Genomic DNA, 25,801 nt, shown 5'->3' with positions numbered 1-25,801 from the left:
GCTCACGCGCGCCCTTCGAATCCCAGCAGGACGTTCACCGCGTTGATGCCGATCTCGTCGACCATGTAGCCGCCTTCCATCACGAACAGCGTCGGCAGGTTCAGGCGCGCGAGCGCCTCGCCGATCCGCAGGAAGTCGGGCGAGCGCAGCTTGAAATGGCTGATCGGGTCGTGCTCGAACGTGTCGACGCCGAGCGACACGACGAGCAGGTCGGGCGCGTGCCGCGCGATCGCCGCCGCGGCGTGGCCAAGCGCCGCCGAGTAGGTGTCCCACTGCGTGCCCTTCGGCAGCGGCAGGTTCAGGTTGAAGCCTGCTCCCGCCCCCTCGCCGCGCTCGTCCGGATAGCCGGAGAAGTACGGGTACGACACCGACGGCTCGCCGTGCAGCGACGCGAACAGCACGTCCGGCCGCGTGTAGAAGATGTCCTGCGTGCCGTTGCCGTGGTGGAAATCGACGTCGAGCACCGCGACGCGCGCGGCACCGCTCGCGATGCCGTGCTGTGCCGCGATCGCCGCGTTGTTCAGGTAGCAGTAGCCGCCCATGTACTCGCGGCCCGCGTGATGGCCGGGCGGGCGACACAGCGCGAACGCCGCGCGCGCGCCGCCGCCCGACAGCAGGTCGGCACCGGTGAGCGCCGAGTTCGCGCTCGCGCTCACCGCGTCCCACGTGCCCGCGTTGATCGGCGCGCCGGCATCCATCGCGAAGAAGCCGAGCTTGCCGTCGATGAAATCGGGCAGCGCGGCCGACGCCGGCATCGCGCGCACCGGCCACACGAGCGGCAGCGCCTGGCAGGTGCGGCCGGTCGCCGTCCATTCGTCCCACGCGCCGGCGAGGAAATCGACGTAGCGCGTGCTGTGCGCGCCGGCGTAGCTTGCGCGGTCGAACGCACGCGGCGCGATCACGTCGCCGAGGCCCGCCGTGCGGACCTGCGCGAGCACCGTTTCGGCGCGAAGCGGGTTTTCGAACGACTCGGTGATCGCGCCGTCCTTCAGTTCGACGCCGCGATGCAGGTGGTGATCGCTGCTGTAGACCGTGAGCATGATTGACCGTTGCCGTGATGACCAGGGGAATGGGGTGGTAACAGTCTATTGACGCCGGCCGGCAATAACTTTGCTTTTCGCTTCTTCGTTTCGTACAATTTTGAGAAATCTGTCTACGAGACACCGGATATGAGCAAAAATCGCGCTTCGGTTGAACTGGACGGTGTCGACCGCGCAATGCTCCGCCTGCTGCAGGAAGACGGCGCGCTGTCGAACGCGACGCTCGGCGAGAAGCTGTCGCTGAGCGTCACGCCGTGCTGGCGCCGCCGCAAGCGGCTCGAGGACGAGCACGTGATCACCGGCTACCAGGCGAACCTCGACCGCCGCGCGCTCGGCATGAACGTGTTCGCGTTCGTGCAGGTCACGTTCAACATGCACTCGGATCAGGATTCGGATCACTTCGAGGAGGTGATGCGGCGTCACGACGAAGTCACGTCGTGCCACAAGATCACCGGCGCCGCCGACTACCTGCTGCAGGTCGTCGCGGCCGATCTCGACGCGTATGCGGAATTCGTCGAGCGCGTGCTGCGAAAGCAGGCCGGCGTATCGTCGATCCAGTCGAGCCTCGCGTTGCGCGAGGTGAAGTTCTCGTCGCGCGTGCCGGTGCCGGACGCGTGATTGATCACGCGTCCATGCGCCCGTATGCGGGCATCCGCCACCGATCGTCATCCCATGGAGCGCTACCCGATGAAACGTTACCTTCCCGCCGCGTCGTTGGCCGCCGCGATCGCCTGCGCATTCGCATTGAGCGCCTGTGCCGCGCAATCGTCCGCGCCGGCCAGTGCATCGGCGCCGGCCGATCCCTCCGCGCAAGCGGCTCCGCCGATCGTCGGCGGCGATCGCGACGCACACGGCTGCATCGGCTCGGCCGGCTACGCATGGTGCGAGCATACGCAGCAGTGCGAGCGTCCGTGGGAACTCGCGAAGGCACATGGCTTCGCGAATTCGGCACCGGCCTACGCGCAGTTCTGCCGGAACGGCGAAGCGAAGTGAAGTGATTCGACGTGAACGGGGCGCGGTGCAACGCCGCGGCCCGATGACGTACCCGCGTGGCGCACGGCGTGTCCGTCGCCCGCATTTCGCGCTTCCGACCCCGCCGGTTTTCCCGCCCCGCGCACCGTCATTCCGGAAACCCGGACACGCAAAAAACCCCACGAAAACAGGGGCATTCGTCGTCTGCGACACGTTGTCCGAGTTCGGTTATATTACGCGCCCCTTGCCACCCCGCCCCCGCAAAAACGCATCGCGCGCGGCGCCTTTCCACGCAGCCTGAAGCGCGTTCCGCCGAGGCTTGCCACAAGGGCCCGGGCACGTTGCGCACCCTCGCGATGCTGCGATTGCCTGCCCGCGGGAAGCCGATCCGAAGGTGTCCTTCCGAACGGCTGCGCGTGCGCAAATGCAACGGCGCATCGCGTCGATCCGGAATTCCGGATTCGCGATCCGGATCTCCGGATCCGCATGCCGGCGCAATGGAACCGCGCGCCGGGCGGCATGGCAAACCGATGTATCCAAGTTGAAAAAGGGATCTGCTGTGATCAAAACGTTACGGGTAATACTGTCGGCGCTCGCGCTGTGCGTCGCGACGTCGTCCGCGCACGCCGCCGATACGAAGAAGGTCGACGTCCTGCTGGTGGGCGGCGGCATCATGAGCTCGACGCTCGGCGTCTGGCTGCACGAACTCCAGCCCGACTGGTCGATGACGATGGTCGAACGCCTCGACGGCGTCGCGCTGGAAAGCTCGAACGGCTGGAACAACGCCGGCACCGGCCACTCGGCGCTCGCCGAACTGAACTACACGCCGGAGAAGGCGGACGGCAAGATCGACATCTCGAAGGCGATCGAGATCAACGAGTCGTTCCAGATCTCGCGCCAGTTCTGGGCGTGGCAGGTCAAGCAGGGCGTGCTGAAGAACCCGCACTCGTTCATCAACTCGACGCCGCACATGAGCTTCGTGTGGGGCGACGACAACGTGCGCTTCCTGAAGAAGCGCTACGAGGCGCTGCAGGCGAGCCCGCTGTTCCGCGGGATGCAGTATTCGGAAGACTACGACCAGATCAAGCAGTGGGTACCGCTGATGATGGAAGGCCGCGACCGCAACCAGAAGGTCGCGGCGACGTGGACGCCGATCGGCACCGACGTGAACTTCGGCGAGATCACGCGCCAGTTCGTCGGCTACCTGAAGACGCAGCCGAACTTCACGCTGTCGCTGTCGAGCGAAGTGCGCGAGATCACGCGCAATGCCGACGGCACGTGGCACGTGTCGTGGGTCAAGCTGCACTCGGATGAACCGCCGCAAGCCGTCGACGCGAAGTTCGTGTTCATCGGCGCGGGCGGCGGTGCGCTGCACCTGCTGCAGGCGTCGGGCATCCCCGAGGCGAAGGACTACGGCGCGTTCCCGGTCGGCGGCTCGTTCCTCGTGACCGACAACCCCGAGGTCGTGAAGCAGCACCTCGCGAAGGCCTACGGCAAGGCGTCGGTCGGCTCGCCGCCGATGTCGGTGCCGCACCTCGACACGCGGATCATCGACGGCAAGAAGATCATCCTGTTCGGGCCGTTCGCGACGTTCTCGACCAAGTTCCTGAAGAACGGCTCGTACTTCGACCTCGCGAAGAGCACCAACCTGCACAACGTCGCGCCGATGATGCGGGTGGGCGTCGACGAATTCCCGCTGGTCCAGTACCTCGCCGGCCAGCTGATGCTGTCGGACGACGATCGCTTCAACGCGCTGAAGGAATACTTCCCGAACGCGAAGAAGGAAGACTGGCGCCTGTGGCAGGCCGGCCAGCGCGTGCAGATCATCAAGCGCGACCCGGTCAAGGGCGGCGTGCTGAAGCTCGGCACCGAGATCGTCGCGTCGCAGGACGGCAGCATCGCGGGCCTGCTCGGCGCATCGCCGGGCGCGTCGACGGCCGCGCCGATCATGCTGAACCTGATGAAGAAGGTGTTCAAGGACAAGGTCGCGACGCCCGAGTGGCAGCAGAAGATCCGCCAGATCGTGCCGAGCTACGGCACGAAGCTGAACGACAGCCCGGCGAAGGTCGTCGAGGAATGGACCTACACGAGCGACGTGCTGCAGCTGTCGCCGCCGCCGAAGATCGACCTCGGCGTGCCGTCGCAGCCGGCCGGCAACGCGCCGGCCCGCCCGGCGAAGGCATCGGCCGACATGGCGCTGTAACGCGCCCGGCCCCGTTTCGCCACGCCGCACGGCCGCCCTCCGGGGCGGCCGTTTTTCTTGGCGCGCGCCGGGCGGACGCCCCCGCATCCGCTAGAATTGCGGCACGCGCGACCCCGTCGCCGCCCGATCCATCATCCGCATCGACACAACCCGAGCCACCGCCGGTGCGGCCCGCGCCCGAGCCGCGCGAGCGCCGCCCGCCGTTGCCGCGCCCGCCCGGGCGCGCCATCAACCGAATTCAGCTGGAGAAAGACCGTGTTTACCTGCAGAAACCAGAGCTGCGGCACGCAGTGGGAGCAGTCCGACGTCGTCATCAAGGACGAAGGCCAGGGGCTGCTGTTCCGCTGCCCGCTGTGCGGCGCGCGCAACTACCTCGAACGCTTCGAGGACGACGAAGGCAACGTCGTCTACGAGCAGATGGAAGGCCGCCCCTACCTCGGAGACCTGTCCTGACATGACCCAATCGACGCCCACGCCCTTCAGCGCGCTGCCACTGACGCCCGCCACGCTCGCGAACCTCGCGCAGCTCGGCTATGTCGACATGACGCCGATCCAGGCCGCGAGCCTGCCGGTCGCGCTGGCCGGCCAGGACCTGATCGCCCAGGCGAAGACGGGGAGCGGCAAGACCGCCGCGTTCTCGCTCGCACTGCTCGCGCGCCTCGACGCGCGCCGCTTCGACGTGCAGGCGATGATCCTGTGCCCGACGCGCGAGCTGGCCGACCAGGTCGCGCAGGAAGTGCGCCGCCTCGCACGTGCCGAAGAAAACGTGAAGGTGCTGACGCTGTGCGGCGGCACGCCGATGCGCCCGCAGGCGCAAAGCCTCGAACACGGCGCGCACATCGTCGTCGGCACGCCCGGCCGCATCATGGATCACCTCGACCGCGGCAACCTGAAGCTCGACGCGCTGAACACGCTGGTGCTCGACGAAGCCGACCGGATGCTCGACATGGGCTTCTTCGACGACATCGCGAAGGTCGCGCGGATGTGCCCGACCACGCGCCAGACGCTGCTGTTCTCCGCGACCTATCCGGACGGCATCGCGAAGCTGAGCCAGCAGTTCCTGCGCAACCCGAAGGAAGTCAAGCTCGAGGAGCGCCACGACGACAGCAAGATCCGCCAGCGCTTCTACGAGGTGACCGAGAACGAGCGGCTGCACGCGGTGGGCCAGCTGCTGAACCACTACCGGCCGGTGAGCACGATCGCGTTCTGCAATACGAAGCAGCAGTGCCGCGACCTGCTCGACGTGCTGCATGCGCAGGGTTTCCACGCGCTGGCGCTGCACGGCGAGCTCGACCAGCGTGAGCGCGACCAGGTGCTGATCCAGTTCGCGAACCGCAGTTGCTCGGTGCTGGTGGCGACCGACGTCGCGGCGCGCGGGCTCGACATCGCGCAGCTCGAAGCAGTGATCAACGTCGACGTGACGCCCGACCCCGAAGTGCATGTGCACCGCATCGGCCGCACCGGCCGCGCGGATCAACAAGGCTGGGCGCTGAGCCTCGCGAGCATGGACGAGATGGGCCGCGTCGGCGCGATCGAACAGGCGCAGAAGCGCGACGTCGAATGGCATCCGCTCGCGGAACTGAAGCCGGCGGACGACAGCGTGCTGCTGCCGCCGATGGAAACGCTGCAGATCCTCGGCGGGCGCAAGGACAAGATCCGCCCGGGCGACGTGCTCGGCGCGCTGACCGGCGACGCCGGGTTCGACGGCAAGCAGATCGGCAAGATCAACGTGACCGAGTTCTCGACCTATGTCGCGATCGAGCGCGGCGTCGCGCGCGACGCGTTGCGCAAGCTCAATGCGGGGAAGATCAAGGGCAAGCGGGTCAAGGTCCGGTTGATGGACGAAGACGACGCATGACGCGCGACGCGGCGCGCCATGCCGCGCGCCGCCCCGCGCTTCACGCCAGTTCCGGATAGCCGTGCGCGGCCGCGTCCTCCGCGAGCCGCGCAATCGTGTCGTAGTCGGCCGGCGACAGCCGCTCGAATCCCTTCAGCCGCAGCACGCGCGCCCGTTCCGCATCGGCGGCCACCGCCCGATCGAGCGCCTCCCGCAATGCGCCGACCTGCGTTTCCGGCAGTGCCCGCGACGCGATGAACGGCAATCCCGGCGCGGAGGCCGTCGTGCCGATCACCCGGATGTCCTTCAGCAGATCGGGCAGCGCATCGCGCACATAGGCAAACGTCACGCAGTCGATCGACGCGCAATCGGCCTCGCCCGCCGCCAGCGCACGCAGCACGTTCACGTGCGAGCCGAACGGCGTGACCGCGCCGAAGAAGCGTCCGTCGTGCGCATGCGGCGCGACCGCGTGCCGGAATGCGTTCATCCCGCTGTGTGAATCCTCGCCGTTGAACGCGGCGCGCAGCCCCCGGCATGCGGCGAGCGTCGTCGAGCCGCCCGCGTGCACACGCGCCGACACGACCAGCACGCTGCTGTAGCGCGCGCCGTCGCAGCCGTCCGCGTCGAAGGCGGGCGTCGCGATCAAGCGCACGACGTCGCGCAGGCCGAGCATCCGGTACGGATAGCCGCAGGTCTGCGACAGCAGCAGATCGTCGCGCCGCCACAGCGCGTGCAGGTCGTCGAACGGATCGTCGGGCAGCACGACGTCGGCGGGGCCGCCCGCCTGCGCGAACGCATCGAGCGTGTCGCGCAACAGCGCACGCCACAGGGCGGCGTGGCGCGGCGTCACGTTGTACATCGGGAGTACGGCGATCGATGGGCTCATGCGGGCATTCTACGCATCGGCGGCGGCCCCGATGCTTATCGGCCGCCCGCCGATAAGCAAATACGAATCGATTGGTTGGCCATGGCGCGCCCGCCGGTTACCGTTGGCGGGCCTGCCGGCGCCGCACCCTGCGCGATGCCTGGCGGGCCGACCGTGATCCGCGAGACACCTGCGCACCCGGGCCGAGCGTCCCGGTTCCACCGCTCGTTCCCCGCACTGCCCGATCCATCCCGCCTCAACGCCATGGCCGAATACTTCGACGTCGATCATGCGCGCGCGATTGCCGCGCTCGACGCCCGCTTCACCGCCCGCACCGAGTGGCCGACCTGGCTGCTGGTCGCCGTCATCTACGGCGGCTGGCTCGCCGTGCTGCTGCTCGTGCGCGACGGGCGCCTGCCGCTCGCGGCCGCGACACCGCCGCTGATCCTGCTCGGCGCATGGCACATGTCGCTGCAGCACGAACTGCTGCACGGCCATCCGACGCGCTCCGCGTTCATCAACAAGCTGCTCGGCTATCCGCCGCTGACGGTCTGGTATCCGTACACGCTGTATCGCGACACCCACCTCGACCATCATCGCGACGAAGATTTGACCGTGCCGGGCGTCGATCCGGAAACGAACTACGTGACGCGCGAACGCTGGGCGCGGCTGCCGCGCTGGCGCCGTGCGCTGACGGTCGCGCGCAAGACTTTCATCGGACGAATCGTCGTCGGGCCGCCGCTCTCCGTCGCGGCGACCATCGGCGATGCCTTCGCCGCGTTCCGGCGCGGCGACTTCCGTTATCTGCCGATGTGGGCGACGCACGCCGCCTGCGTGATCGCGCTGCTCGCATGGCTGCAATGGGCGATCGGCGTGCCGTGGTGGTACTACCTGCTGGCCGTCACGTGGCCCGCGCTGTCGCTCGCGATGATCCGCTCGCTGTACGAGCACCGCGCCGCGCGGCATCCGAAGGCGCGCATCACGATCAACGAAGCCGGTTTCGCGATGCGGCTGCTGTACCTGAACAACAACTATCACCTCGTCCATCACGACCTGCCGAAGCTGCCGTGGTACGACCTGCCGCGTGCATACCGGATGCGGCGCGACGCGTATGCGCGCAAATGCGGCGGCTTCGTGATCCGCGGCGGGTATCGCGCGTTGCTCGCGCGCCATGCGTGGACGCCGACCGACCCGCCCGTGCATCCGTTCGACGAAGGCACGGCGTCGCTGTCGACCGGAAGCGGCGTGAAGGTGGCCGTGGTCGACACGGTGCTGCAGATCAGTACGTGACGGCCGGCGATCCCTCCGCTTTCGCACCAATCCTTACGAAAAGCCGACAACGTCGATCTTCGCCGGCGAATTGCCAACCGGGCCGGCAATGGCCAGAATGGCGGCTCATCCGGGGCTTCCAACAATCATTCGCCCCGGCTCCGCCCGACGGCCGCGCGCCGCATTTCCCGACGACGATGCAACCGAACTCCCCGCCCGGCGCGATCCGCACGATCGGCAACGACTGGTCCGTGTCCGCGATCACCGCGGGCTTTCTCGCGGTCCTGATTTCCTATGCGGGCCCGCTCGCGATCTTCTTCCAGGCGTCGCAAGCCGCGCACGCGTCCAATGCGATGGTGTCGTCGTGGGTCTGGGCGATCTCGATCGGCGCGGGCGTATCGGGCCTGTTCGCGAGCTGGAGGCTGAAGGTACCGGTCGTCACCGCGTGGTCGGCGCCCGGCACCGCGCTGCTCGTCGGCCTGTTTCCGCAACTGACGCTCAACCAGGCCGTCGGCGCGTACATCACGGCCGCCGTCATCATCCTGCTGATCGGCGTCACCGGCTACTTCGACCGGCTCGTGCGCCACATCCCGCGCGGCATCGCGTGCGGGATGATGGCCGGCATCCTGCTGCCGTTCGGCATGCATGCGTTCTCCGCCGCGTCGGCGCAACCCGTGCTCGCGTTCGGCATGATCGCGGCCTACGTGATCTTCCGGCGCCTGCTGCCCCGCTACAGCATCGTGCTCGTGCTGCTGACGGGCGCCGCGCTCGCGACGCTGCTCGGGATGACGCATCTCGGCAACGTGTCGCCGAGCCTCGCGCGGCCGGTCTTCATCGCCCCCGAATGGACGCTCGGCACGACGCTCAGCCTCGCGCTGCCGCTCGTCGTCGTCAGCCTCACCGGCCAGTTCTTGCCGGGGATGACGATCCTGCGCGTGTCCGGCTATCCCACACCGGCGCGCCCGATCATCGCCGCGACCGGCGTGATGTCGCTCGTCGTCGCGTGCTTCGGCGGGATCACGATCGTCGTTGCCGCGATCACCGCCGCGCTCTGCACCGGCAAGGACGCGCACGAGGATCCGGACCGGCGCTACGTCGCCGGCCTCGCGAACGGCGCGTTCTACCTGCTCGGCGGGCTGTTCGCGGGCACGATCGTCACGGTGTTCTTCGCGCTGCCGAAGGCGTTCGTCGCGATCCTCGCGGGGCTCGCGCTGATCGGCGCGATCAGTGCGAACGTGCACGGAATCTTCGAGGACGAGCACCACCGCGAAGCGTCGATGATCACGTTCCTCGCGACCGCGTCGGGGATGACGTGGCTCGGGCTCGGGTCCGCGTTCTGGGGGATCGTGATCGGGTCGGTGGCGTATGCGGTGCTGAACAAGGTGCGCCGGCCCGCGTGATGCGCGCCGCGTGCGGCTGCTTCACTCAACGCGCATGCCGGCGCACCAGTTGCGCGAGCGCGTCCTCCGGTGCCGTCGTCCCGTAAGCCCGCTCCGACACGTCGGCCTCGACGTCGATCCGCCCCGCGTTGTGCACGTCGTACAGATCGACGATCAGCTGCGCATGGCGCTCGCCGAGCCCGGCGCGCAGCAGTGTCGCCTGCCATGTCTCGCGCGGCAGTTCGTGCGCGACGACCGCACGGCCGGCCGCCGCGCCGAGGGTCTCCGCGATCGCCGTCACGCTCACGCGTCGCGGCCCCTCGACGCTGACGATGCGCGGCCCGTTGCCGCCTTCCGGCGCATCGAGCAGCAGCCGCGCCGCGACGACGCCCACATCGGGCGCCCACACCGTCGGAAACACCTTGCCGACCGGATGATGGAAGCTCGGCAGCACGCCGGCGCCGAGCGCGACCGGCAGCACGCGTGCCCAGTTCTGCAGATGTTCGGCGGCGCGCAGCAGCGTCAGTCGCGTCGGGATCGTCTTCAGACGTTCCTCGAAATCATGGAACAGACGCGTGATACCCGTATTGCCTTCGAGCTCCGCTCCGTAGTCCGACAACGCGAGCAGCGCAGGCGGCGGGTTCGCGGCGAGCGCGGCGGCCGCCACGTCGATCGTCCGCGCCATCGTCGTGGCCGGATCGGGATCGGCGACCGGCACCGGGCACAGGATCTGCACGGCCTGCGCACCGTCGATCGCCGCGGCGACGGCATTCTCGTCCGTCAGGTCCGCGATCGCGACATCGCAGCCGAGTTGCACGAAACGGTCACGCTGGCGCGCGTCGTGCAGCACCGCGCGCACGGCATGGCCGGCCTGGCGCAAGGTCGTCACGGTCGACAGGCCGACGTTGCCTGATGCTCCGAAGATCACGAACACGATCCGCTCCTGGGGGATGAAGGTGTCGTGATTGTCGGCATGCGCGGCCGGAAAGGCGCGCAGGGAGGGATGAATCGCGCAGGAAAGGATGACGGGATGCGGGCGCCGTTCGTGCAATCCGCCCGCCGGGCCGCTATCGGCGCGCAGGCTTCACGTCGTCCTCCCCGTCATAAGCCAGCCGCAACCGGCCCCGCGCGCCCGAGCGCGCAATCTCCGTCGGCGTCGCGCCGAGCACGCGATTCATCCAGTTCGCCATGTGGCTCTGGTGCGCGAACCCGGCTTCGAGCGCGATCTGGCTGATGCTGAGCCGGCCTTCGAGCAGCAGCGCCTTCGCGCGCTCCACCCGGCGCCGCACGACGTACTGGTGCACGGGCATCCCGAGCGTTTCGCGGAACAGCACCTTGAAATGCGGCACGCTGATCGACACGAGCGCCGCGAGTTCGGCCAGCGTCATGCGCCGCTCGAGGTTCGCCTCGACATAGTCGATCACGCGCGCGGCCGCCTTCGGCGCCAGCGTGCGCCGGCGTTCGCGGAACACCGGCTGGCCGTCGACCAGCCGCGCGACGAGCGCCGTGCACAGGCTTTCCGCATAGAGCGGGTCCGACGCGTCATCCGCTTCGAGCTCGGCGGCCATCGCCCACGCGATGTGCTGCAGCCGCGGGTCGCGCACCTGCAGCCGCCGGCGGATCTGCGCGTGCGACGGCTTCAGTTCGAGGTGCTCGACGGTGCGTCGCACGAACGCGTCGCTGAGCATGATGTGCAGGATCCGACAGTCGGCGCTGTCGGTCCACTGGCCGGGCAGGCCGGCCGGAATCACGTCGACGTCGCCGTGCGCCTGGATCCGCGACACGCGCTCGCCGTCGCACACGCAATCCGCGCGGACGGGCCCGCCGATATGCACGCCGATGCGGTGATGCTCGGCGGCCGGAATCCGGTACGTGCCGGCGCGAATGTCGAGCAGCGCCGCGCCGAAGCCCCGCCAGCCGAGCCCGCGGCTGGAACGCAAACTGACCGGCACACCGTTGTCCGGCGGCACGGCGGGAATCGGATCGCTCATGGCTGGGCTCCACCCATTCGTGGTTCGAACGCGCATTGTGACGCGTTTTCGGGCCGCGCGCCGGGCCTGGGCGGCCGTCCCGGCACCGAGCGGAAAAAGATCATCCGTTTCTGCTCGAGACGATCCTTGCGTGCGCGCCAGCGGGCGCCGCGGCGCTTACGATCGCCCCATCCGACACCTACGGAGCCCGCCATGCCCCATTCCTGCCCGCTGCGCGCGACGTTCGTCGCGCCTTCGCCTTCCGGCGCCGCCCGCCCGGCATCCGATCCCCGCCCGCGCACCCGCCGCACCGCCATCGCCGCCTGGTGCCTGCGCATCGTGGGCGGGTACCGGCTCGAACGGCTGCTCGCGTCGATTCCCGACAGCAACGACGACTTCGGGCTCGTCTGACCGGCAGCCGACGCGTTCGCCTACTTGCGCCGCCGATCGTGCGGCGCCACCGTCGCGCCGTCGATCACCGGCGCGCCCTGCTTGATCAGGAAGTCGCGGAACAGCCCCGTGACCTGCGAGATGCGCCGGTCGGCGAGCGTGACCACATACCATTCGCGCTCGATCGGGTTGCCGGGAAACGGCAGTTGCCCGAGCAGCCCCGTGCGCAGCTCGAGCGCGCACGCGTGCAACGACAGGAACGCGATGCCGAGCCCCGCTTCGGCCATTTGCTTGATCGCCTCGTTGCTCGACAGTTCGGAGCCCACATGAAACCGGTGGCCCGCGTTCTTGAACAGGCTCTCGACGGTCGAGCGCGTGCCCGCGCCGCGTTCGCGCACGAGCAGGTGCGCGGATTCGAGATCCTTCAGCGCGACGCGCTTGCGCTGCATCAGCGGATGGCCGGGCGCCGCGACGAACACCATCGGATGCTTCGCGAACTCGACCGCGTGCGTGCGCAGTTCCTTGGGCGCGCTGCCCATCACCGCGAGATCGATTTCATGCGTCGCGAGCATGCGGATGATGTCGTCGCGATTACCGACCTTGAAATACGTCTTCACGTGCGGGCGCGTCGCGGTGAACTTGACGAGCAGCGGCGGGATCAGGTACTCGGCCGTCGTGATCGCGCCGATCCGCAACGTGCCGCCGAGATCGCCCGTCAACGCGGCCACTTCGTCGCCGGCCTCGCTCCACAGATGCAGGATCTCGCGCGCATAACGCGCCACGATCTCGCCGGCCGCGGTCAGCTGCACGCCGCGCCCCACCCGCTGCAGCAACGCGGCGCCCACGGCCTCCTCCAGCAGGCGAACCTGCAGCGACACGGCCGGCTGCGTCAGGTTCAGCTCCTCGGCCGCGCGCGACACGCTGCCGAGCCGCGCAATCATGTCCAGCGCCTTCAGCTGCCGGAACGTCGCGGTCTTTCCTATAAGTGAATACATATGAGTCGCTTATAAACATTAAATTGTTCGAGTGGGTGCCAAACTATATCGTCGGTTCTTGAGCAATGTCATCCGAATCGTCATTCAGCGGGAGCCCCACATGGACAACACCACGCCCAACCTTGCAACGGACCGCGCACCGCGCCTGCCGCGCATCGTGATCGTCGGCGGCGGCGCCGGCGGCCTGCAGCTCGCCACGCGTCTCGGCGATACGATCGGACGCCGCGGCCAGGCCGACATCGTGCTCGTCGACCGCTATCCGACGCACTTCTGGAAGCCGCTGCTGCACGAAGCCGCATCGGGCCATCGCGATCCGGCCTCGCACACGATCGAATACGCGGCGCAGGCCAAGCGCCACGGCTTCCGCTTCGTGCAGGGCGCGCTGCAGCAGGTCGACCGCGCGGCACGCACCGCGACGATCGCGGCCGTGCACGACGCGGACGGTACCGAAGTCCTGCCGCGGCGCGAACTCGGCTACGACGACCTCGTGCTCGCCGTCGGCAGCGTGACGAACTTCTTCGGCGTGCCGGGCGCCGCCCGCCATGCGCTGCCGCTCGAAAACCTCGACCAGGCCGAGGATTTCCGCCGCAAGTTCCTCGCGGCCTGCACGAAGGCGAATCACCTGGCCGAGCAGCAGCCCGCGCGGCGCGCGGCACCGATCTGCATCAACGTGATCGGCGCGGGCGCGACGGGCGTCGAACTGGCGGCCGCGCTGCGCCACGCGGTCCAGCAGCTGACGACGTACCGCTTCAAGGCGCTGGTGTCCGCACGCGACGTGCACATCCGGCTGATCGAAGGCGGCCCGCGCATCCTGCCGGCGCTCGACGCACGGCTCTCCGGCAAGATGCACGCGCAACTGCGCGCGCTGAACGTCGACGTGCTGACCGACACGCGCGTGGCGGAAGTGGGCGCGGACGCCGTGACGACCGCGACGGGCGAACGGCTCGCGAGCGACATCACGATCTGGGCGGCCGGCGTCGCGGGCCCCGCGATCCTGCGGGACATCGGCGACCTCGCGCTCAACCGCTCGAACCAGGTGATCGTGACCGACACGCTGCAGACGCCCGACGATCCGCACGTGTACGCGTTCGGCGACTGCGCCGCGTGCCCGTCGACGGGTGCGAGCGGCTTCCTGCCGCCGCGTGCGCAGGTCGCGCACCAGCAGGCCGTGTATCTGGTCAACGCATTCGCGCGGCGCATCGCCGGCAAGCCGGTGGCCGGCTTCACGTTCCACGATGCGGGCACCGTCGTGTCGCTCGGCCATGCGGGCGCCGTGTACCAGGCCGACATCGGCGTGCGCTCGCGCTCGCTGATCGTCGACGGGCTCGCCGCGATCGGGCTGTACAAGTTCCTGTATCGCAAGCACCTGTTCAGCGTGGTCGGCGCGAAGCGCGCGCTGTTCCAGTCGCTGAGCCACTGGCTGCAAAGCCGCAACCAGCCGTCGATCAAGCTGCACTGATCGACGGCACGCACGCGGCATCGCAAGACGGCATGCCGGGCGGCCATCGCTCGATATGCCGTTTTCTTATATGCATATGCCGAATGCATTCAAACCGCGCGCCACGCTGGTGCATCACGTCGAACGCCGTCGATGCGACGTCATGCGCGCGGGAAACACCATGCGGCCCGCGCCCCGCGCCCGCTCTGGCGCGCCACCTCATTCATAAGCCATATCATATAAGTCACCTATAAATATTAATTGGTCGTATTTTCAAGATGAACGCTAAGGTGTGTGGCATTCCCGTCGGCGAACGGATCATCACGTCTCTGAAGAGGAATCACCGTGGTCATCGAAGCCATCGTCACCCGTCTCGACGCAGCATTCGCACAAATCGAAGCAACACCGGATTCGCGCGAATCGCGCCATCAGCGCGACGCGATCATCCAGTGGCTCGATCGCGCATCGGAAGAAGGATATCGACTCGGTCTCGTCACGACGCTGCCGGCCGCCCGGCTCAGCGACATGTTCGAAGGCCAGTTCGGCCGCGCGCACCTCGACCGCTTCTCGGTCGTCGTCACCGATTCAGATCAGCAGGACTCCAGATCGAATCAGCATCCGTTCGACGTCGCGCTGCAGGCGCTCGGCGTGCCGCCCGAACGCGCGGTCGCGATCGCAAGCAGCGAACCGGAGCGCCGCGAAGCCGAGCATTTCGGCCTGTCGCGCTGCGTGAACATCACCGACACCGTGCGCTCGATCGCATCGGCCGGGCTCCACTGAACGTCGGCACGGCGGCCGGCGGCGACCGGCCGGCGCCGATCCGGCGGCAATCCGACGATTGCCCGACCGAACCCTGACATTCCGCTGTCAAAGTCGCTTGCCACACTTCCGGGCTCGATCCCACTCTCCCGGAAACGGAACGGCGCGCATCCGCATGCGTCCGTCCGCCGCTCGCCACGATGACACGCCCGACCCGCACCGCCGCCGCCCTCACGATCGCCTGTCTGCTGCTCGCCGCCTGCGGCGGGGAAGAATCGACGCCGCCCGCCACCTCGGCCGACAACGGCGGCACGACGCCCGCGCCGCAGCCGCAGCCGCAGCCCACGCCGACACCGGCGCCCGCGACCTACTACCAGACGAAGACACCGTACCGCCCGCAGCAGGACGCCGCGACGTACGAAGCGCCGCCCGCCGGCTACGCGCCCGTCTATACCGAACTCGTCGCGCGCCACGGCTCGCGCGGGTTGTCGGGCTTCAAGTACGACGGCGCGATCTACGCGATGCTGCTCAAGGCCGAGGCCGACGGCGCGCTGACCGCGCTCGGCATGCAGCTCAAGGCCGACACGTACGCGATGATGAAGGCCAACGCGCTGCTCGGCTACGGCGTGCAGGGTATCTCGACGCCCGGATACGGCAACCTCACGCAAACCGGCATCCGCGAACACCAGCAGCTCGCCGCCCGTCTCGCCCAGCGGCTGCCCGCGCTGTTCGCGGCGGGCACCCGGCAGGTCGTCGTCGTCAACTCGGGCCAGGATCGCGCGGTGGACAGCTCGACGTATTTCTCGGCGGCGCTCGTCGCCGCCCGGCCGGCGCTGGCATCCGCCATCACGCTGCCGGCCGCGCCGTCCGGCTATCCGGCGAGCGCGCCGGTTGCGCAGCCGGCCGGCACCAACCGCTTCCTGCTGTATTTCCATTCGCTGAAACCGGCCACCGATCTCGTCACCGATACGAGCGATCCGTACTACGCGACCTATCAGGCGAGCCAGGCGTACCAGGCCTATGCGAACGACGCGACGGTCGCCGCGAAGCTGAAGGCGATCAAGGCCGCACCGCAGGCGGCCGACGTCGCGCAGACGGTGCTGTCCGCACTCGTGTCGCCGGCCTTCATCGCCAAGCTCGGCAGCGACGGCTACACGTTCGCGAACACGGGAACCTACGCGTTCACGTCGACGGACGGCAAGTTCACCAATACGCTGAAGGGTGACGGAAAGACGAGGATCGCGACGGCCGTCGATGCGGTGAACGTGCTGTACAACCTGCTGCAGGTCGCGCCCGCGATGACCGCGGAAACCGGCGGCGTCACGATGGAGAAGTACATCGGCGCGGAGCAGGCGCAGTATCTCGCGTACCTGCAGGATGCCGAGGACTACTACCAGAAGGGGCCCGGCATCCAGGAAGCGAACCCGGTCACGTACCGGATGGCAAAGGTGCTGCAGGACGATTTCTTCGGCGAAGTCGACGCGATCGCCCGCGGCGACCTGACGCGGGCCGCGAAGCTGCGCTTCACGCACGCGGAGATCGTGATTCCGTTCGCATCGGTCATGAACCTGAAGAACGTGTTCGTGCCGACGCCGCAGGCGCAGACGTACACCTATGCGAACAACCCGTGGCGCGGCGACCAGGTGTCGCCGATGGCGGCGAACCTGCAGTGGGACGTCTACCGCAACGGGTCGCGGCTGATCGTGAAGATGCTGTACAACGAGCGCGAGACGGATTTTCAGGCTGCGTGCGACGGCGCGAAGATCGCGCCAGCCAGCCACTTCTACGACTACGCGGGGTTGAAGCAGTGCTACGGGTATCAGTGACGCGAGGATGAGGCGCGGTGCGGGTCACGCAAGTCGCATCATCGCGTGCCCGCTCGCTACCTGAGGATCGAGCAGCATGACCTCGATCCGCTCCTTGCCCTTCCCGATGTTCTTGCGCTTGAGCGTCAGCATGCCGATCTCGCCGGTCGTCGCCGGGTGTGTGCCGCCGCAGGCCATCGTCGCAAAGCCGTCGACCGCCCAGAACCGGCGCTGTGCATCGACATCGCTGAAGTCGGTCACGATGCGCAGGTCACGCCTCGACAGGTCGGCGGCCGCCGATTCGATCTCCGGGAACAGCGGCGACAGGCTCGTGTCGCTCGCGAAGTCGATGCGCGCCTTGTCCTGCGCGATATGCGCGCCGATACGCTCGATGCCGGGCCTGAGCCGGTAGACCAGTTGCAGCACCATTTCGGCCGCGAAGTGCAGGCGCATCAGCCGGTACCGGCGCGCCCAGTCGATGCGCCAGGTCGCACGATCGCCGACGCGCAGCGCGTGATCATGCGGGAGCGTATAGACGATGTCGAGGCCCTGCTTGTCGGCGCGGATCACCGGATAGTCGCCCAGCGATCCCGCGTCGCTTTCCTGGCCGCCCGAAAACGCGAAGAAGATGGTTGCGTCGACCCGCACGCGATCGCCGTCGACGTGCGTGACGACGGTATCCAGTGTGGTCCGGTAGGGATCGTCCCAGAACATTTTCCTTGTCATCGCCCGCCACGCCTTTCGCCGAGGAAAACGCCCAGCTTAGCCCGAACGCGTCCGGGCGGCTTGTACGATCTTGCGCCCCGTTGCCATCGCACCCTCCGCCGGTGCGTCGCGCGGCGCCATCGCGTCTTCCTCGCGCTTGCGCTCGACGCGCCACGTGTGGATCGGCCGATGCCCCGGCCGCTCCCACCCGGGCGGCATCCACAGGTGTTTCACACGCTGCATGACGGGCCCCGGCGCAAACACGTCGCGCCACATGTCGACGAATTCGTGCACGTTCAGCACCAGGAAGTTGTACGAACGGATCTGCTGCGTGATCCCGTAGTCGACCGGTTCCGTTTCCTCGGCATACGTGCCGAACATGCGATCGAAGATGATCAGCACGCCGCCATAGTTCCTGTCGATATAACGCGGATTGCGGCCGTGATGCGCGCGATGGTTCGACGGTGTGTCGAACACGTATTCGAACCAGCGCGGCAGCCGCCCGATCGCTTCGGTATGCACGAAGTACTGGTATGCGAGATCGACCGCGAGCAGGAACAGCACGACGGCCGGCGGGATGCCGAGCCACACGGGCGGCAGGTAGAACACGAACACGCCGACGAACGCATTCAGCAGCGACTGCCGCATCGCCGTCGTGAAGTTCATCACTTCGCCGCTGTGGTGCGGCACGTGCGCGGCCCAGAACCAGCGCACGCGATGCGACGTGCGATGAAACCAGTAGTAGCAGAATTCCACGACGACGAAAATCGGCACGACCGTATAGCCGTTCACGGGCACGTCGAACAGCCGGTGTCGATGGACCCACGCGAAGATCGCACCGGTAAACAGCAGCCCCATCACGGTCTCGGCCACCTGGTAGCCGGCACCGAGCGACAGGTTCGCGACGATCTCCTTCCAGCGAAACGGCTCGCGGCGGCCGCGCCCGGTCATCACCGCATATTCGATCGCGAACGCGATCAGGAACACCGGCGTCATGCCGATCAACAGCACCTGCTTCCAGTCCACGTCGTTACCCAGGAACGCGTGGAGCCACGTCATCAACTCGTTCGGCATGTCGGCGGCCTCGATCAGGAACTGCCGCGCAGTATGGTCGCGCACGGGTCCGCTCGCGTTGACACTTGCCGACGATTACTTGACACTTTCCGCCATGCCCGCCGCCTCCCCGCTCGCGACCCAGCGCGTCTACTACTCGAGCACCTACGTGCGGCTGCTGTTCGACTATCTGTCCGGGCAGGGCCAGGATGCCCCGCGCGTCCTCGGCGAGGCGCGGCCGCCCGAGGACGATCGCGGGCTGACGCTGTACGCGAGCGCGCATTGGCGCGGCCTGCTCGAACGCGCGGCCCGCGCGCTCGACGATCCGCTGCTCGGCCTGCACGTCGGCCAGCGGATCACGCCCGCGCATCTCGGCGCGCTCGGCTATGCGCTGCATGCGTGCCGCGATGCCGGCGCCGCGCTCGCGCGCTGGCAGCAATACGAACACCTGATCGCGAACGTCGCGCGCATGGAAGTGCGCGTCGAGGCGACGTCGGTCGCGATCGAATGGCACGATGCGCCCGAGCCGCTCGGCCCGCTCGTCGACGAAGTGGCACTGACCGCCATCGTCCAGTTCGCGCGCAATATCACCGGCACGCGCCACGGGCCCGACGAAGTCTGCTTCGTGCATCCGTCGCCCCGCGACGCACAACCGTACCTCGACTACTTCGGCTGCCCGGTGCGGTTCGGCCAGCCGGTGAACCGTCTCGCGTTTCCGCTGCACCTGCTGACGCAGCCGCTGCAACGGCCGGACGACGCGCTGCGGCACATGATGGAGCGCCAGGCGAGCGCGCTGCTCGCCGAGCTGCGGCAGGCCGACGACCTCGAACAGTCGGTGCGCGAAGCCGTCGCGCGCTTGTTGACGCACGGCGAAGCCGGCATCGAGCCGATCGCGGCGGCGCTGCACGTGTCGTCGCGCACGCTGCATCGCCGGCTGGCCGAACTCGGGCTGAATTTCAGGACCCTGCGCGAGGACACGCGGCGGCGGCTCGCGATCGACCACCTGAACGATCCGCAGCTGACGCTCGCGGAAGTCGCCTGGCTGCTCGGCTATTCCGAACACAGCGCATTCACGCGCGCGTTCCGGCGCTGGACCGGCGAATCGCCTCAGCAGTGGCGCGCCCGACAGCCGCTGCGGGCGGCCCGCGTCGCGCGCGGCTGACGAACTCGCGCCCGCCGGCACGGTCGAACGGACATCGCCGGAGAATCCTCATGAAACGCGTTACCGCTGCTGCTGTCCTGACCCTGCTTGCCGCCGTCAGCGTGCCCGCCGACGCCGGCGCGCTCCCCGGCGCCGCCGCGCCGGTTCCCGTTCAGGCGCATGCGAAAAACTGCGTGCCGTCGCGGGAGGCCACGCAGGACGTCCGCTCGCCGTCGAAGGCGCCGCCGATCCGCGTATGCGTCGGCGATTCCGATACGCAACTGAACCTGCCATGGTTCCTGACCGACGTCCTGACCGCGGTCGACACGCACCAGTCGCCCGGCGCGCTGCTTCACAAGATGCGCAACGATTTCTGAGTCGCGGCCGGCGCCGCTCATTCCGCGTCAGGCCGCGACAGCACCTCCACGAACGTGCTGACGATGCCCGCCCACATCGCGGGGTCGGCGATACGCGCCAGCCATCCCCGCAATTCCTTTCGCTCTCCTTTCGACAGTACCCCGTGCGCGCCGCAGATGGTGTCGTAGCGCGGCGTACCGCGCGACGCGAGTGCGCGATCGAGCAGATAGTTGCGGACCTGTCCGTCGATCGAAATCTGGATCCACAGCGAGCCGCCATCCGCGGCGGCAGCGCCATCGGTCACCATGACCGTCGTAGGAGCGGTATCTTCTTCCATCATTGCGAAACTCCGGCATGACGCGCGAACAGCCCCCGCGCGCTCGCGGCGACCCGCCTAAAACGGTATGTCGCGGCAATGTTTCTTTTTTAGACGCAATCACAAAACTGCACCAATTTTTAATCAATAATATTTCGTAATAGCGCGCCACATCATATACTTGCCGCGCACCATCCTCGTGCCAAGAGACGGTGTCTTTCGACCCGGCCGCATGACCATGCGGCCGGGGGTTTTTTCGGTGTGCTACGTCAATATGGATGCGCAAAATGCACTCGTCAGAGACGTGAGCCGTCGGACCGAATGGCCGATCGCGACGGGCCTGCCGCCGCTGCCCAGCGCGATCGTCGCGCCGGTTCGCATCGCGATGCAGATACGCGAACCGGATCGCCCGGACCAGGCATGACGCATGCGCACCGACCGGTTCGACATGCCTCTCCATGCGTACAACATCAAGGGCAACCGCGGGAATGTCGGCGCTCATACCAGGCTCGAAGTCCGTTTTCCAGCGTAGCGGTACATGGCCGCGGGCGGTCTTTTTCGTCGCGGTAATCGTTTGCGTGCTCGTGCCCGCCTGCGCGATCGTACTGGCCGATCGCTACGCACGCGATGCCGTCGCCACGCAGGAACGCGTCGTCGCGAACGACATCGTGGCGACGGTGAACCGCATCCTCGACGGCGTCCGCCTGCGACATGCGGACGAGCTGACCGCGCTCGTCGGACGCCCTTGCGCGTCGGTATTCCGGACGCTGGCCGAAGTGGGCACTCGCCTGCGCTACCTGCGCGCCGTCGCGCTGGTGAACGACGGCCGCGTCATGTGCTCGTCGGCGCTCGGTGCGATCGACCTGCCGCTCGACGCATACTCGCGCGAGCCCGAACCGGGCGCGACGATCGTCACGCTGCTGCGCCAGACGCCGTTTCAGCGCGGCATTCCGGTGCTGGCCGTGTATCGCGCCACCGCGCGTGGCGCGGGTGTCCTGTACCTGATCGAAGGCGACTACGTGGTCGATGCACTCGCGCCGAGCGCCCGCAGCGGGACGGAATCCGCCACGCTGTCGATCGCCGGATCGGGCCGTCTCGACCAGCAAGGCAAGTTCGCGCCGGAATCGGACCACGCTGCCGCCGGCGGCACCACGATCGCGTCGCAACGCTGGCCCTTCACGGTGTCGGTCGCCGCATCGGCTCAGTACGCCTCGCACGTCCAGGGCCACTACCGGTTGATCGGCATGACGATCGTGCTGTTGGCCGACGGTCTCGTGATGGCCGCCTATCTGCTGGCGATGGCGCCGCGGCGGCTGTTGCTGAAGGCCGTTCGCCATGCGCTCAGGCGCAACGAGTTTCACGTCGTGTACCAGCCGATCGTCGACGTGCAGACGCGCCGGACGGTCGGTGTCGAGGCGCTGCTGCGCTGGCAGCATCCGAAGTGGGGAGTCATCAGCCCGGCCGTGTTCATCCCGCAGGTGGAAGCGAGCACGGTACTGCCGAAGGTGACCGAATTCGTGCTGCGGACGGCCGTGTCGGAACTGACCGCGCTGACGCCGTCCGCGCCGCTGCGCATCGCGGTGAACATCGCGCCGAAGGATCTCGAGCGCGCGCGCTTCGTATCCGTCGTCGAGGAAGCGATCCGCGCGCTGCCGCCGGGCTTCACGCTGGTGCTCGAGGTCACCGAACGCATCCTGCTCGAGAAGAACGCGCGGACCACCGAGGTCTTCAACGCGCTCCGGTCGAAAGGCGCGAAGTTCGCGATCGACGATTTCGGCACGCATCACAGCAATCTCGACGTGCTGTCGCGTTTTCCGTTCGACTACGTGAAGATCGATCGCCAGTTCGTCGCCCAGCTGAACGACGGCGGCGCAGGGCTGATCGAGGGGATCGCGGCCGTCGCGCACCACTACGACCTGAAGATCATCGCGGAAGGCGTGGAGACGGAAACGCAGCATCGCGCGCTGCATGCGATCGGGATTCAGTATGCGCAGGGCTATCTGTATCGGCGGCCGCAGCGCGCGGAGAACCTGAAACGCGATTTCGCTTGGGTGTCGTCGTAGCGGCACCGGGCCCGACACGCACCGCCGGCGGTTACTGTGCGCCGTATTGACCGCCAAGACGTACGCGGCCCAGTTCGACCCAGCCTTCGAAGTCGTCGCCGGTCTTGCCGTTCACGTACATGATGTTGTACCAGCGCCCGTGCGACTTGTAGACGGTCACCGAATCGCCCGGGACGATGAAGGTTCGCTTCGTCATGCACTGCGCGTCGGGTGCCGAGTAGAAATATGCGCGCCCGGCGCCGATGACCGTGCCGGACGCCGGCGGCCGGAAGTTGTCGTCCGGGCCGCTCGTGGCCGCATCGAGCTTCCCGCAATCCACCGCGCTTTTTGCCTGCGCGCCGTTCGCGACGAGGCTCGCGCCGATCGCCAGCAGCGCCATGCACGTGCGCATCGACATGTTCATTCGCATGGTTCGTCCTTCAGGTCGTCGTGTTCGGGGTTCGCCGGCGCGCGACCGGCGCGGCACCGATTGTAGCGCCGCCCGCGGCGTGTTCAGTCGTGCACGACCGCGGCCGCCTCGACGGCCGCCGCGTGCGGGCGATGCCCGAGCCGCGCGGAAATCGCCTGCCCGGCTTCCTTCAGCAGTGCGACATAATGCGCTTTCGTGTCGGCGCCGCAACGCATCGTCGGGAACGACAGCGACAACCCCGCGATCACGCGATCGAAACGGTCGAACACGGGTACCGCGAGACACAGCAGGCCGTCTTCCTGCTCTTCGTTGTCCTCGCCGTAGCCCTGCTGCCGCACGTGCGGCAGGATGCTCATCACCGCATCCGCCGACGCGAGCGTCTTCGCGGTCGACTTCCTGAACTCGATGCCGGCCAGCACCGCGCGCGCTTCGTCGGGCGTCATCCAGGCGAGCAGCACCTTGCCGATCGCCGTGCTGTACAACGGATTGCGCCGGCCGATCCGCGACTGCATGCGCAGCCCGTAATCGGCGTCGATCTTGTGGATGTAGATGATCGCGTCCTCGTCGAATGCACCGAGGTGCACGGCTTCGCGCGTCAGCTGCCCGATGCGGCGCATCTCGAGATCGGCCTCGCGCACGAGGTCCACGCTGTCCAGTGCCTTGCTGCCCAGCTCGAACAGCCGGATCGTCAGGCGGTAGCGGTCGGTCTCGCCTGCCTGCGCGACGTAGCCGAGCGTCTTCAGCGTCTGCAGGAAGCGATGCACCGTGGTCTTCGACATGCCGAGATGCTGCGACAACTCGCTGATGCCGATCTCGCGGCGATCGCCGAGCGCGGCGAGGATCGTGAAGACCTTGCCGACGGCCGCGACCGAATCGGCCTTTTCGGCGGCACCGGCCGCCGACGGGTCGGCTTCGGCGCCGAGGTTCGCCTGATCGCCTTTGCGCTGCCTGGGCGTTGCTGTCATGTCCGTGAATCCGTGAGTGCGAATCGGGAGAGCATAACGCGTCCGCCGCGAAGCGCGATCAGCGCGCGAGCCACCCGCCGTCGACGGCGAGCGTGTGGCCGTGCACATAGTCCGACGCAGGCGACGCAAGAAACACGGCCGCGCCCGCGAGGTCGTCGGGCACGCCCCAGCGGCCGGCCGGGATGCGTCCGAGGATTTCGTCGCTGCGCCGGCTGTCCTCGCGCAGTTGCGCGGTGTTGTCGGTCTCCATGTAGCCGGGCGCGATCGCGTTCACGTTGATCCCGCGCGCGGCCCATTCGTTCGCGAGCAGGCGCGTGAGCCCCAGCACGCCGCTTTTCGACGCGGTGTACGACGGTACGCGGATGCCGCCCTGGAACGACAGCATCGACGCGACGTTCACGATCTTGCCGCCGCGCCGCTGCCTCACCATCTGCCGCGCGACGGCCTGCGACAGGAAGAACACGCTCTTCAGGTTCACGTCGATCACGGCGTCCCAGTCGGCTTCGGTGAATTCGAGCGCATCGCAGCGGCGGATCATGCCCGCGTTGTTGACGAGGATGTCGACGCGACCGAACGCATCGACCGCGCCGCCGACGATCCGCTCGACCGGTTCGAGCGTCGACAGGTCGGCGCGCACGTCGGCGAAACGCCGGCCGGCCGCCTCGACGCGCGCCGAGGTCTCGGCCGGGGCCGAACGGTTCGCGCCGACGATGTCGCACCCGGCCGACGCGAGCGCGACGGCCATCGCGGCGCCGAGCCCCGTATTGCAGCCGGTGACGATCGCAACCTTGCCGGTCAGGTCGAACAGGCCGGCGCGCGCGGGGCGCGCGTCGACGGCGGGAAGATCGGGCGTATCGCGCTTCATGGTGTCAGCGCAGGTCCGCAACGGCAATGTGATCCATGTCCTTGAACACCTGGTTCTCGCCCACCATGCCCCAGATGAACGTGTACGCCTTCGTGCCGACGCCCGAATGGATCGACCAGCTCGGCGAGATCACCGCCTGCTCGTTGTGCACGACGACGTGCCGCGTTTCCCGCGGCTCGCCGAGCAGGTGGAACACGGCCGCATCGTCGGCGAGGTTGAAGTAGAAATACACCTCCATCCGGCGCTCGTGCGTATGGCACGGCATCGTGTTCCACAGGCTGCCGGGCTCGAGCTTCGTCATCCCCATCGACAGCTGGCAGGTGGGCAGCACGTCGGGCACGATGAACTTGTAGATCGTGCGGCGGTTGCTCGTGGCCGCATCGCCGAGCGTTTCGGGCGACGCCTGCGCGAGCGTGATCGTGCGTGTCGGCCAGGCCGTGTGCGCGGGCGCGCAGTTCAGGTAGAACTTCGCGGGACGCGTGGGATCGTCGCTGCCGAACACGACGCCCTGCCCGCCTTGCCCGATGTAGATCGCCTCCTCGGTGCCGACCGCATGGCGCTGCCCGTCGACCTCGACCCAGCCGGGGCCGCCGATGTTGATCGCTCCCAGTTCGCGACGCGCCAGCAGATGGCTCACGCCCATCGCTGCGCCGAGCGATGCGGGCACCTCGACCGGCCGCGTGGCCGGCCACGCGCCGCCGACGATGATCCGGTCGATGTGGCTGTAGGTGAGCGACAACGCGTCCGGAGCGAACACGTTCTCCACCAGGAAATGCCGGCGCAGGCCGGCCGTATCGAGCGTCTTCGCGTGTTCGCCGTGTATGCCCTGTCGCACTTCCATGCCGGCTCTCCGTTGGGGAAGAAGACGCCGCCGACGCGCGCGCCGGCGGTGGTCATACGATGAATTGAAGCACAGATTCTGCATATACGGAACATCGATCCGAAAATAGCCCGCCGTACAACGATAGCGCAATTCCCTTTTTTATCAGCTATTTATAGTGATAC

General features: G+C 67.9%; 27 protein-coding genes. 15 read left to right on the top strand and 12 right to left on the bottom strand.

The genetic code is table 11. From position 1 onward, the window contains the following. Nucleotides 1-2: 2 nt before the first annotated feature. Nucleotides 3-1,040 (bottom strand): histone deacetylase family protein, encoded by a 1,038-nt coding sequence (locus G3N62_RS00565; RefSeq protein ID WP_124670691.1) that lies wholly within the window; start codon nucleotides 1,038-1,040, stop codon nucleotides 3-5. 129 nt (nucleotides 1,041-1,169) lie between these two features. Between G3N62_RS00565 and G3N62_RS00560 the strand changes: the two genes are divergently transcribed. From G3N62_RS00560 to dbpA, 5 genes are all read left to right on the top strand, one after another. Beyond that, complete coding sequence (locus G3N62_RS00560; RefSeq protein WP_034189659.1) at nucleotides 1,170-1,658, top strand: Lrp/AsnC family transcriptional regulator; 489 nt, start codon at nucleotides 1,170-1,172, stop codon at nucleotides 1,656-1,658. A 69-nt stretch (nucleotides 1,659-1,727) separates the two neighbouring features. After that, on the top strand, nucleotides 1,728-2,033 hold the full coding sequence (locus G3N62_RS00555; protein ID WP_185733108.1) for a hypothetical protein: 306 nt from the start codon (nucleotides 1,728-1,730) through the stop codon (nucleotides 2,031-2,033). A 520-nt stretch (nucleotides 2,034-2,553) separates the two neighbouring features. Further along, a complete protein-coding gene (gene mqo, locus G3N62_RS00550) occupies nucleotides 2,554-4,215 on the top strand; it encodes a malate dehydrogenase (quinone) (protein ID WP_175027251.1) in 1,662 nt (553 codons plus the stop codon). Nucleotides 4,216-4,470: 255 nt separating this feature from the next. Then, nucleotides 4,471-4,668, top strand: a complete 198-nt coding sequence (locus G3N62_RS00545; protein WP_006483193.1) for a hypothetical protein — start codon at nucleotides 4,471-4,473, stop codon at nucleotides 4,666-4,668. A gap of 1 nt (nucleotide 4,669) precedes the next feature. Further along, a complete protein-coding gene (gene dbpA, locus G3N62_RS00540) occupies nucleotides 4,670-6,073 on the top strand; it encodes an ATP-dependent RNA helicase DbpA (protein ID WP_034189661.1) in 1,404 nt (467 codons plus the stop codon). Nucleotides 6,074-6,113: 40 nt separating this feature from the next. Here dbpA and G3N62_RS00535 read toward each other — a convergent pair whose 3' ends face one another. Next, on the bottom strand, nucleotides 6,114-6,938 hold the full coding sequence (locus G3N62_RS00535) for a PhnD/SsuA/transferrin family substrate-binding protein (RefSeq protein ID WP_124670693.1): 825 nt from the start codon (nucleotides 6,936-6,938) through the stop codon (nucleotides 6,114-6,116). 243 nt (nucleotides 6,939-7,181) lie between these two features. Here G3N62_RS00535 and G3N62_RS00530 point away from each other — a divergent pair, with 243 nt between their 5' ends. Both G3N62_RS00530 and G3N62_RS00525 read left to right on the top strand, forming a co-directional pair. Beyond that, nucleotides 7,182-8,207: a fatty acid desaturase gene (locus G3N62_RS00530; RefSeq protein ID WP_124670694.1), complete on the top strand. Its 1,026-nt coding sequence runs from the start codon at nucleotides 7,182-7,184 to the stop codon at nucleotides 8,205-8,207. 176 nt (nucleotides 8,208-8,383) lie between these two features. Next, a complete protein-coding gene (locus G3N62_RS00525; protein WP_034189664.1) occupies nucleotides 8,384-9,586 on the top strand; it encodes a benzoate/H(+) symporter BenE family transporter in 1,203 nt (400 codons plus the stop codon). Nucleotides 9,587-9,611: 25 nt separating this feature from the next. On the opposite strand, the gene G3N62_RS00520 is transcribed toward G3N62_RS00525, so the two are convergent. Next, a complete protein-coding gene (locus tag G3N62_RS00520; RefSeq protein ID WP_034189665.1) occupies nucleotides 9,612-10,499 on the bottom strand; it encodes an NAD(P)H-binding protein in 888 nt (295 codons plus the stop codon). A 133-nt stretch (nucleotides 10,500-10,632) separates the two neighbouring features. Continuing rightward, entirely contained in the window at nucleotides 10,633-11,556 is a 924-nt protein-coding gene (locus tag G3N62_RS00515) for an AraC family transcriptional regulator (RefSeq protein ID WP_124670695.1), read from the bottom strand. A gap of 192 nt (nucleotides 11,557-11,748) precedes the next feature. On the opposite strand from G3N62_RS00515, the gene G3N62_RS00510 reads away from it, so the two are divergent. Beyond that, nucleotides 11,749-11,946 carry a hypothetical protein gene (locus G3N62_RS00510; protein ID WP_185733109.1) on the top strand — a complete coding sequence of 66 codons (198 nt, stop codon included), beginning with the start codon at nucleotides 11,749-11,751 and terminating at the stop codon, nucleotides 11,944-11,946. A gap of 20 nt (nucleotides 11,947-11,966) precedes the next feature. On the opposite strand, the gene G3N62_RS00505 is transcribed toward G3N62_RS00510, so the two are convergent. Beyond that, nucleotides 11,967-12,920: a LysR family transcriptional regulator gene (locus G3N62_RS00505; protein WP_049032209.1), complete on the bottom strand. Its 954-nt coding sequence runs from the start codon at nucleotides 12,918-12,920 to the stop codon at nucleotides 11,967-11,969. Nucleotides 12,921-13,020: 100 nt separating this feature from the next. On the opposite strand from G3N62_RS00505, the gene G3N62_RS00500 reads away from it, so the two are divergent. The 3 genes from G3N62_RS00500 to G3N62_RS00490 all read left to right on the top strand — a co-directional run bounded on the left by G3N62_RS00500 (nucleotide 13,021) and on the right by G3N62_RS00490 (nucleotide 16,943). Then, complete coding sequence (locus G3N62_RS00500; RefSeq protein WP_124670697.1) at nucleotides 13,021-14,379, top strand: NAD(P)/FAD-dependent oxidoreductase; 1,359 nt, start codon at nucleotides 13,021-13,023, stop codon at nucleotides 14,377-14,379. Between the two features lie 324 nt (nucleotides 14,380-14,703). Beyond that, nucleotides 14,704-15,138, top strand: coding sequence for a phosphatase (locus tag G3N62_RS00495; RefSeq protein WP_034189670.1), 435 nt, complete (start codon nucleotides 14,704-14,706; stop codon nucleotides 15,136-15,138). A gap of 179 nt (nucleotides 15,139-15,317) precedes the next feature. After that, nucleotides 15,318-16,943, top strand: a complete 1,626-nt coding sequence (locus G3N62_RS00490) for a histidine-type phosphatase (RefSeq protein WP_124670698.1) — start codon at nucleotides 15,318-15,320, stop codon at nucleotides 16,941-16,943. 24 nt (nucleotides 16,944-16,967) lie between these two features. Here G3N62_RS00490 and G3N62_RS00485 read toward each other — a convergent pair whose 3' ends face one another. Both G3N62_RS00485 and G3N62_RS00480 read right to left on the bottom strand, forming a co-directional pair. Then, nucleotides 16,968-17,648 carry an alanyl-tRNA editing protein gene (locus tag G3N62_RS00485; RefSeq protein WP_034189672.1) on the bottom strand — a complete coding sequence of 227 codons (681 nt, stop codon included), beginning with the start codon at nucleotides 17,646-17,648 and terminating at the stop codon, nucleotides 16,968-16,970. 36 nt (nucleotides 17,649-17,684) lie between these two features. After that, nucleotides 17,685-18,701, bottom strand: coding sequence for a sterol desaturase family protein (locus G3N62_RS00480; RefSeq protein ID WP_124670736.1), 1,017 nt, complete (start codon nucleotides 18,699-18,701; stop codon nucleotides 17,685-17,687). A 94-nt stretch (nucleotides 18,702-18,795) separates the two neighbouring features. Between G3N62_RS00480 and G3N62_RS00475 the strand changes: the two genes are divergently transcribed. After that, nucleotides 18,796-19,842, top strand: a complete 1,047-nt coding sequence (locus G3N62_RS00475) for an AraC family transcriptional regulator (RefSeq protein ID WP_124670699.1) — start codon at nucleotides 18,796-18,798, stop codon at nucleotides 19,840-19,842. A gap of 50 nt (nucleotides 19,843-19,892) precedes the next feature. Next, nucleotides 19,893-20,198 carry a hypothetical protein gene (locus G3N62_RS00470; RefSeq protein WP_034189673.1) on the top strand — a complete coding sequence of 102 codons (306 nt, stop codon included), beginning with the start codon at nucleotides 19,893-19,895 and terminating at the stop codon, nucleotides 20,196-20,198. Nucleotides 20,199-20,215: 17 nt separating this feature from the next. Here the strand turns inward: G3N62_RS00470 and G3N62_RS00465 are convergent, their stop codons facing one another. Next, nucleotides 20,216-20,515, bottom strand: a complete 300-nt coding sequence (locus tag G3N62_RS00465; protein ID WP_059556351.1) for a hypothetical protein — start codon at nucleotides 20,513-20,515, stop codon at nucleotides 20,216-20,218. Nucleotides 20,516-20,726: 211 nt separating this feature from the next. On the opposite strand from G3N62_RS00465, the gene G3N62_RS00460 reads away from it, so the two are divergent. Beyond that, nucleotides 20,727-20,918, top strand: a complete 192-nt coding sequence (locus G3N62_RS00460) for a hypothetical protein (RefSeq protein ID WP_124670700.1) — start codon at nucleotides 20,727-20,729, stop codon at nucleotides 20,916-20,918. 34 nt (nucleotides 20,919-20,952) lie between these two features. Continuing rightward, nucleotides 20,953-22,557: an EAL domain-containing protein gene (locus tag G3N62_RS00455; protein ID WP_124670701.1), complete on the top strand. Its 1,605-nt coding sequence runs from the start codon at nucleotides 20,953-20,955 to the stop codon at nucleotides 22,555-22,557. Between the two features lie 31 nt (nucleotides 22,558-22,588). On the opposite strand, the gene G3N62_RS00450 is transcribed toward G3N62_RS00455, so the two are convergent. From G3N62_RS00450 to kduI, 4 genes are all read right to left on the bottom strand, one after another. Next, the gene (locus G3N62_RS00450) at nucleotides 22,589-22,960 is read right to left on the bottom strand and encodes an SH3 domain-containing protein (protein WP_124670702.1); all 372 of its coding nucleotides are present in this window, start codon (nucleotides 22,958-22,960) and stop codon (nucleotides 22,589-22,591) included. Between the two features lie 89 nt (nucleotides 22,961-23,049). After that, nucleotides 23,050-23,931 (bottom strand): DNA-binding transcriptional regulator KdgR, encoded by an 882-nt coding sequence (kdgR, locus tag G3N62_RS00445; RefSeq protein WP_124670703.1) that lies wholly within the window; start codon nucleotides 23,929-23,931, stop codon nucleotides 23,050-23,052. 58 nt (nucleotides 23,932-23,989) lie between these two features. Beyond that, on the bottom strand, nucleotides 23,990-24,796 hold the full coding sequence (kduD, locus tag G3N62_RS00440; RefSeq protein ID WP_124609174.1) for a 2-dehydro-3-deoxy-D-gluconate 5-dehydrogenase KduD: 807 nt from the start codon (nucleotides 24,794-24,796) through the stop codon (nucleotides 23,990-23,992). 4 nt (nucleotides 24,797-24,800) lie between these two features. Beyond that, a complete protein-coding gene (kduI, locus tag G3N62_RS00435) occupies nucleotides 24,801-25,637 on the bottom strand; it encodes a 5-dehydro-4-deoxy-D-glucuronate isomerase (protein WP_124670704.1) in 837 nt (278 codons plus the stop codon). Nucleotides 25,638-25,801 lie beyond the last annotated feature (164 nt).

The organism is Burkholderia sp. Tr-20355 (genome assembly GCF_017104685.1).
GTDB classification, from domain to species: Bacteria; Pseudomonadota; Gammaproteobacteria; order Burkholderiales; family Burkholderiaceae; genus Burkholderia; species Burkholderia seminalis.
This window is presented reverse-complemented; position numbering and strand designations above follow the sequence as displayed.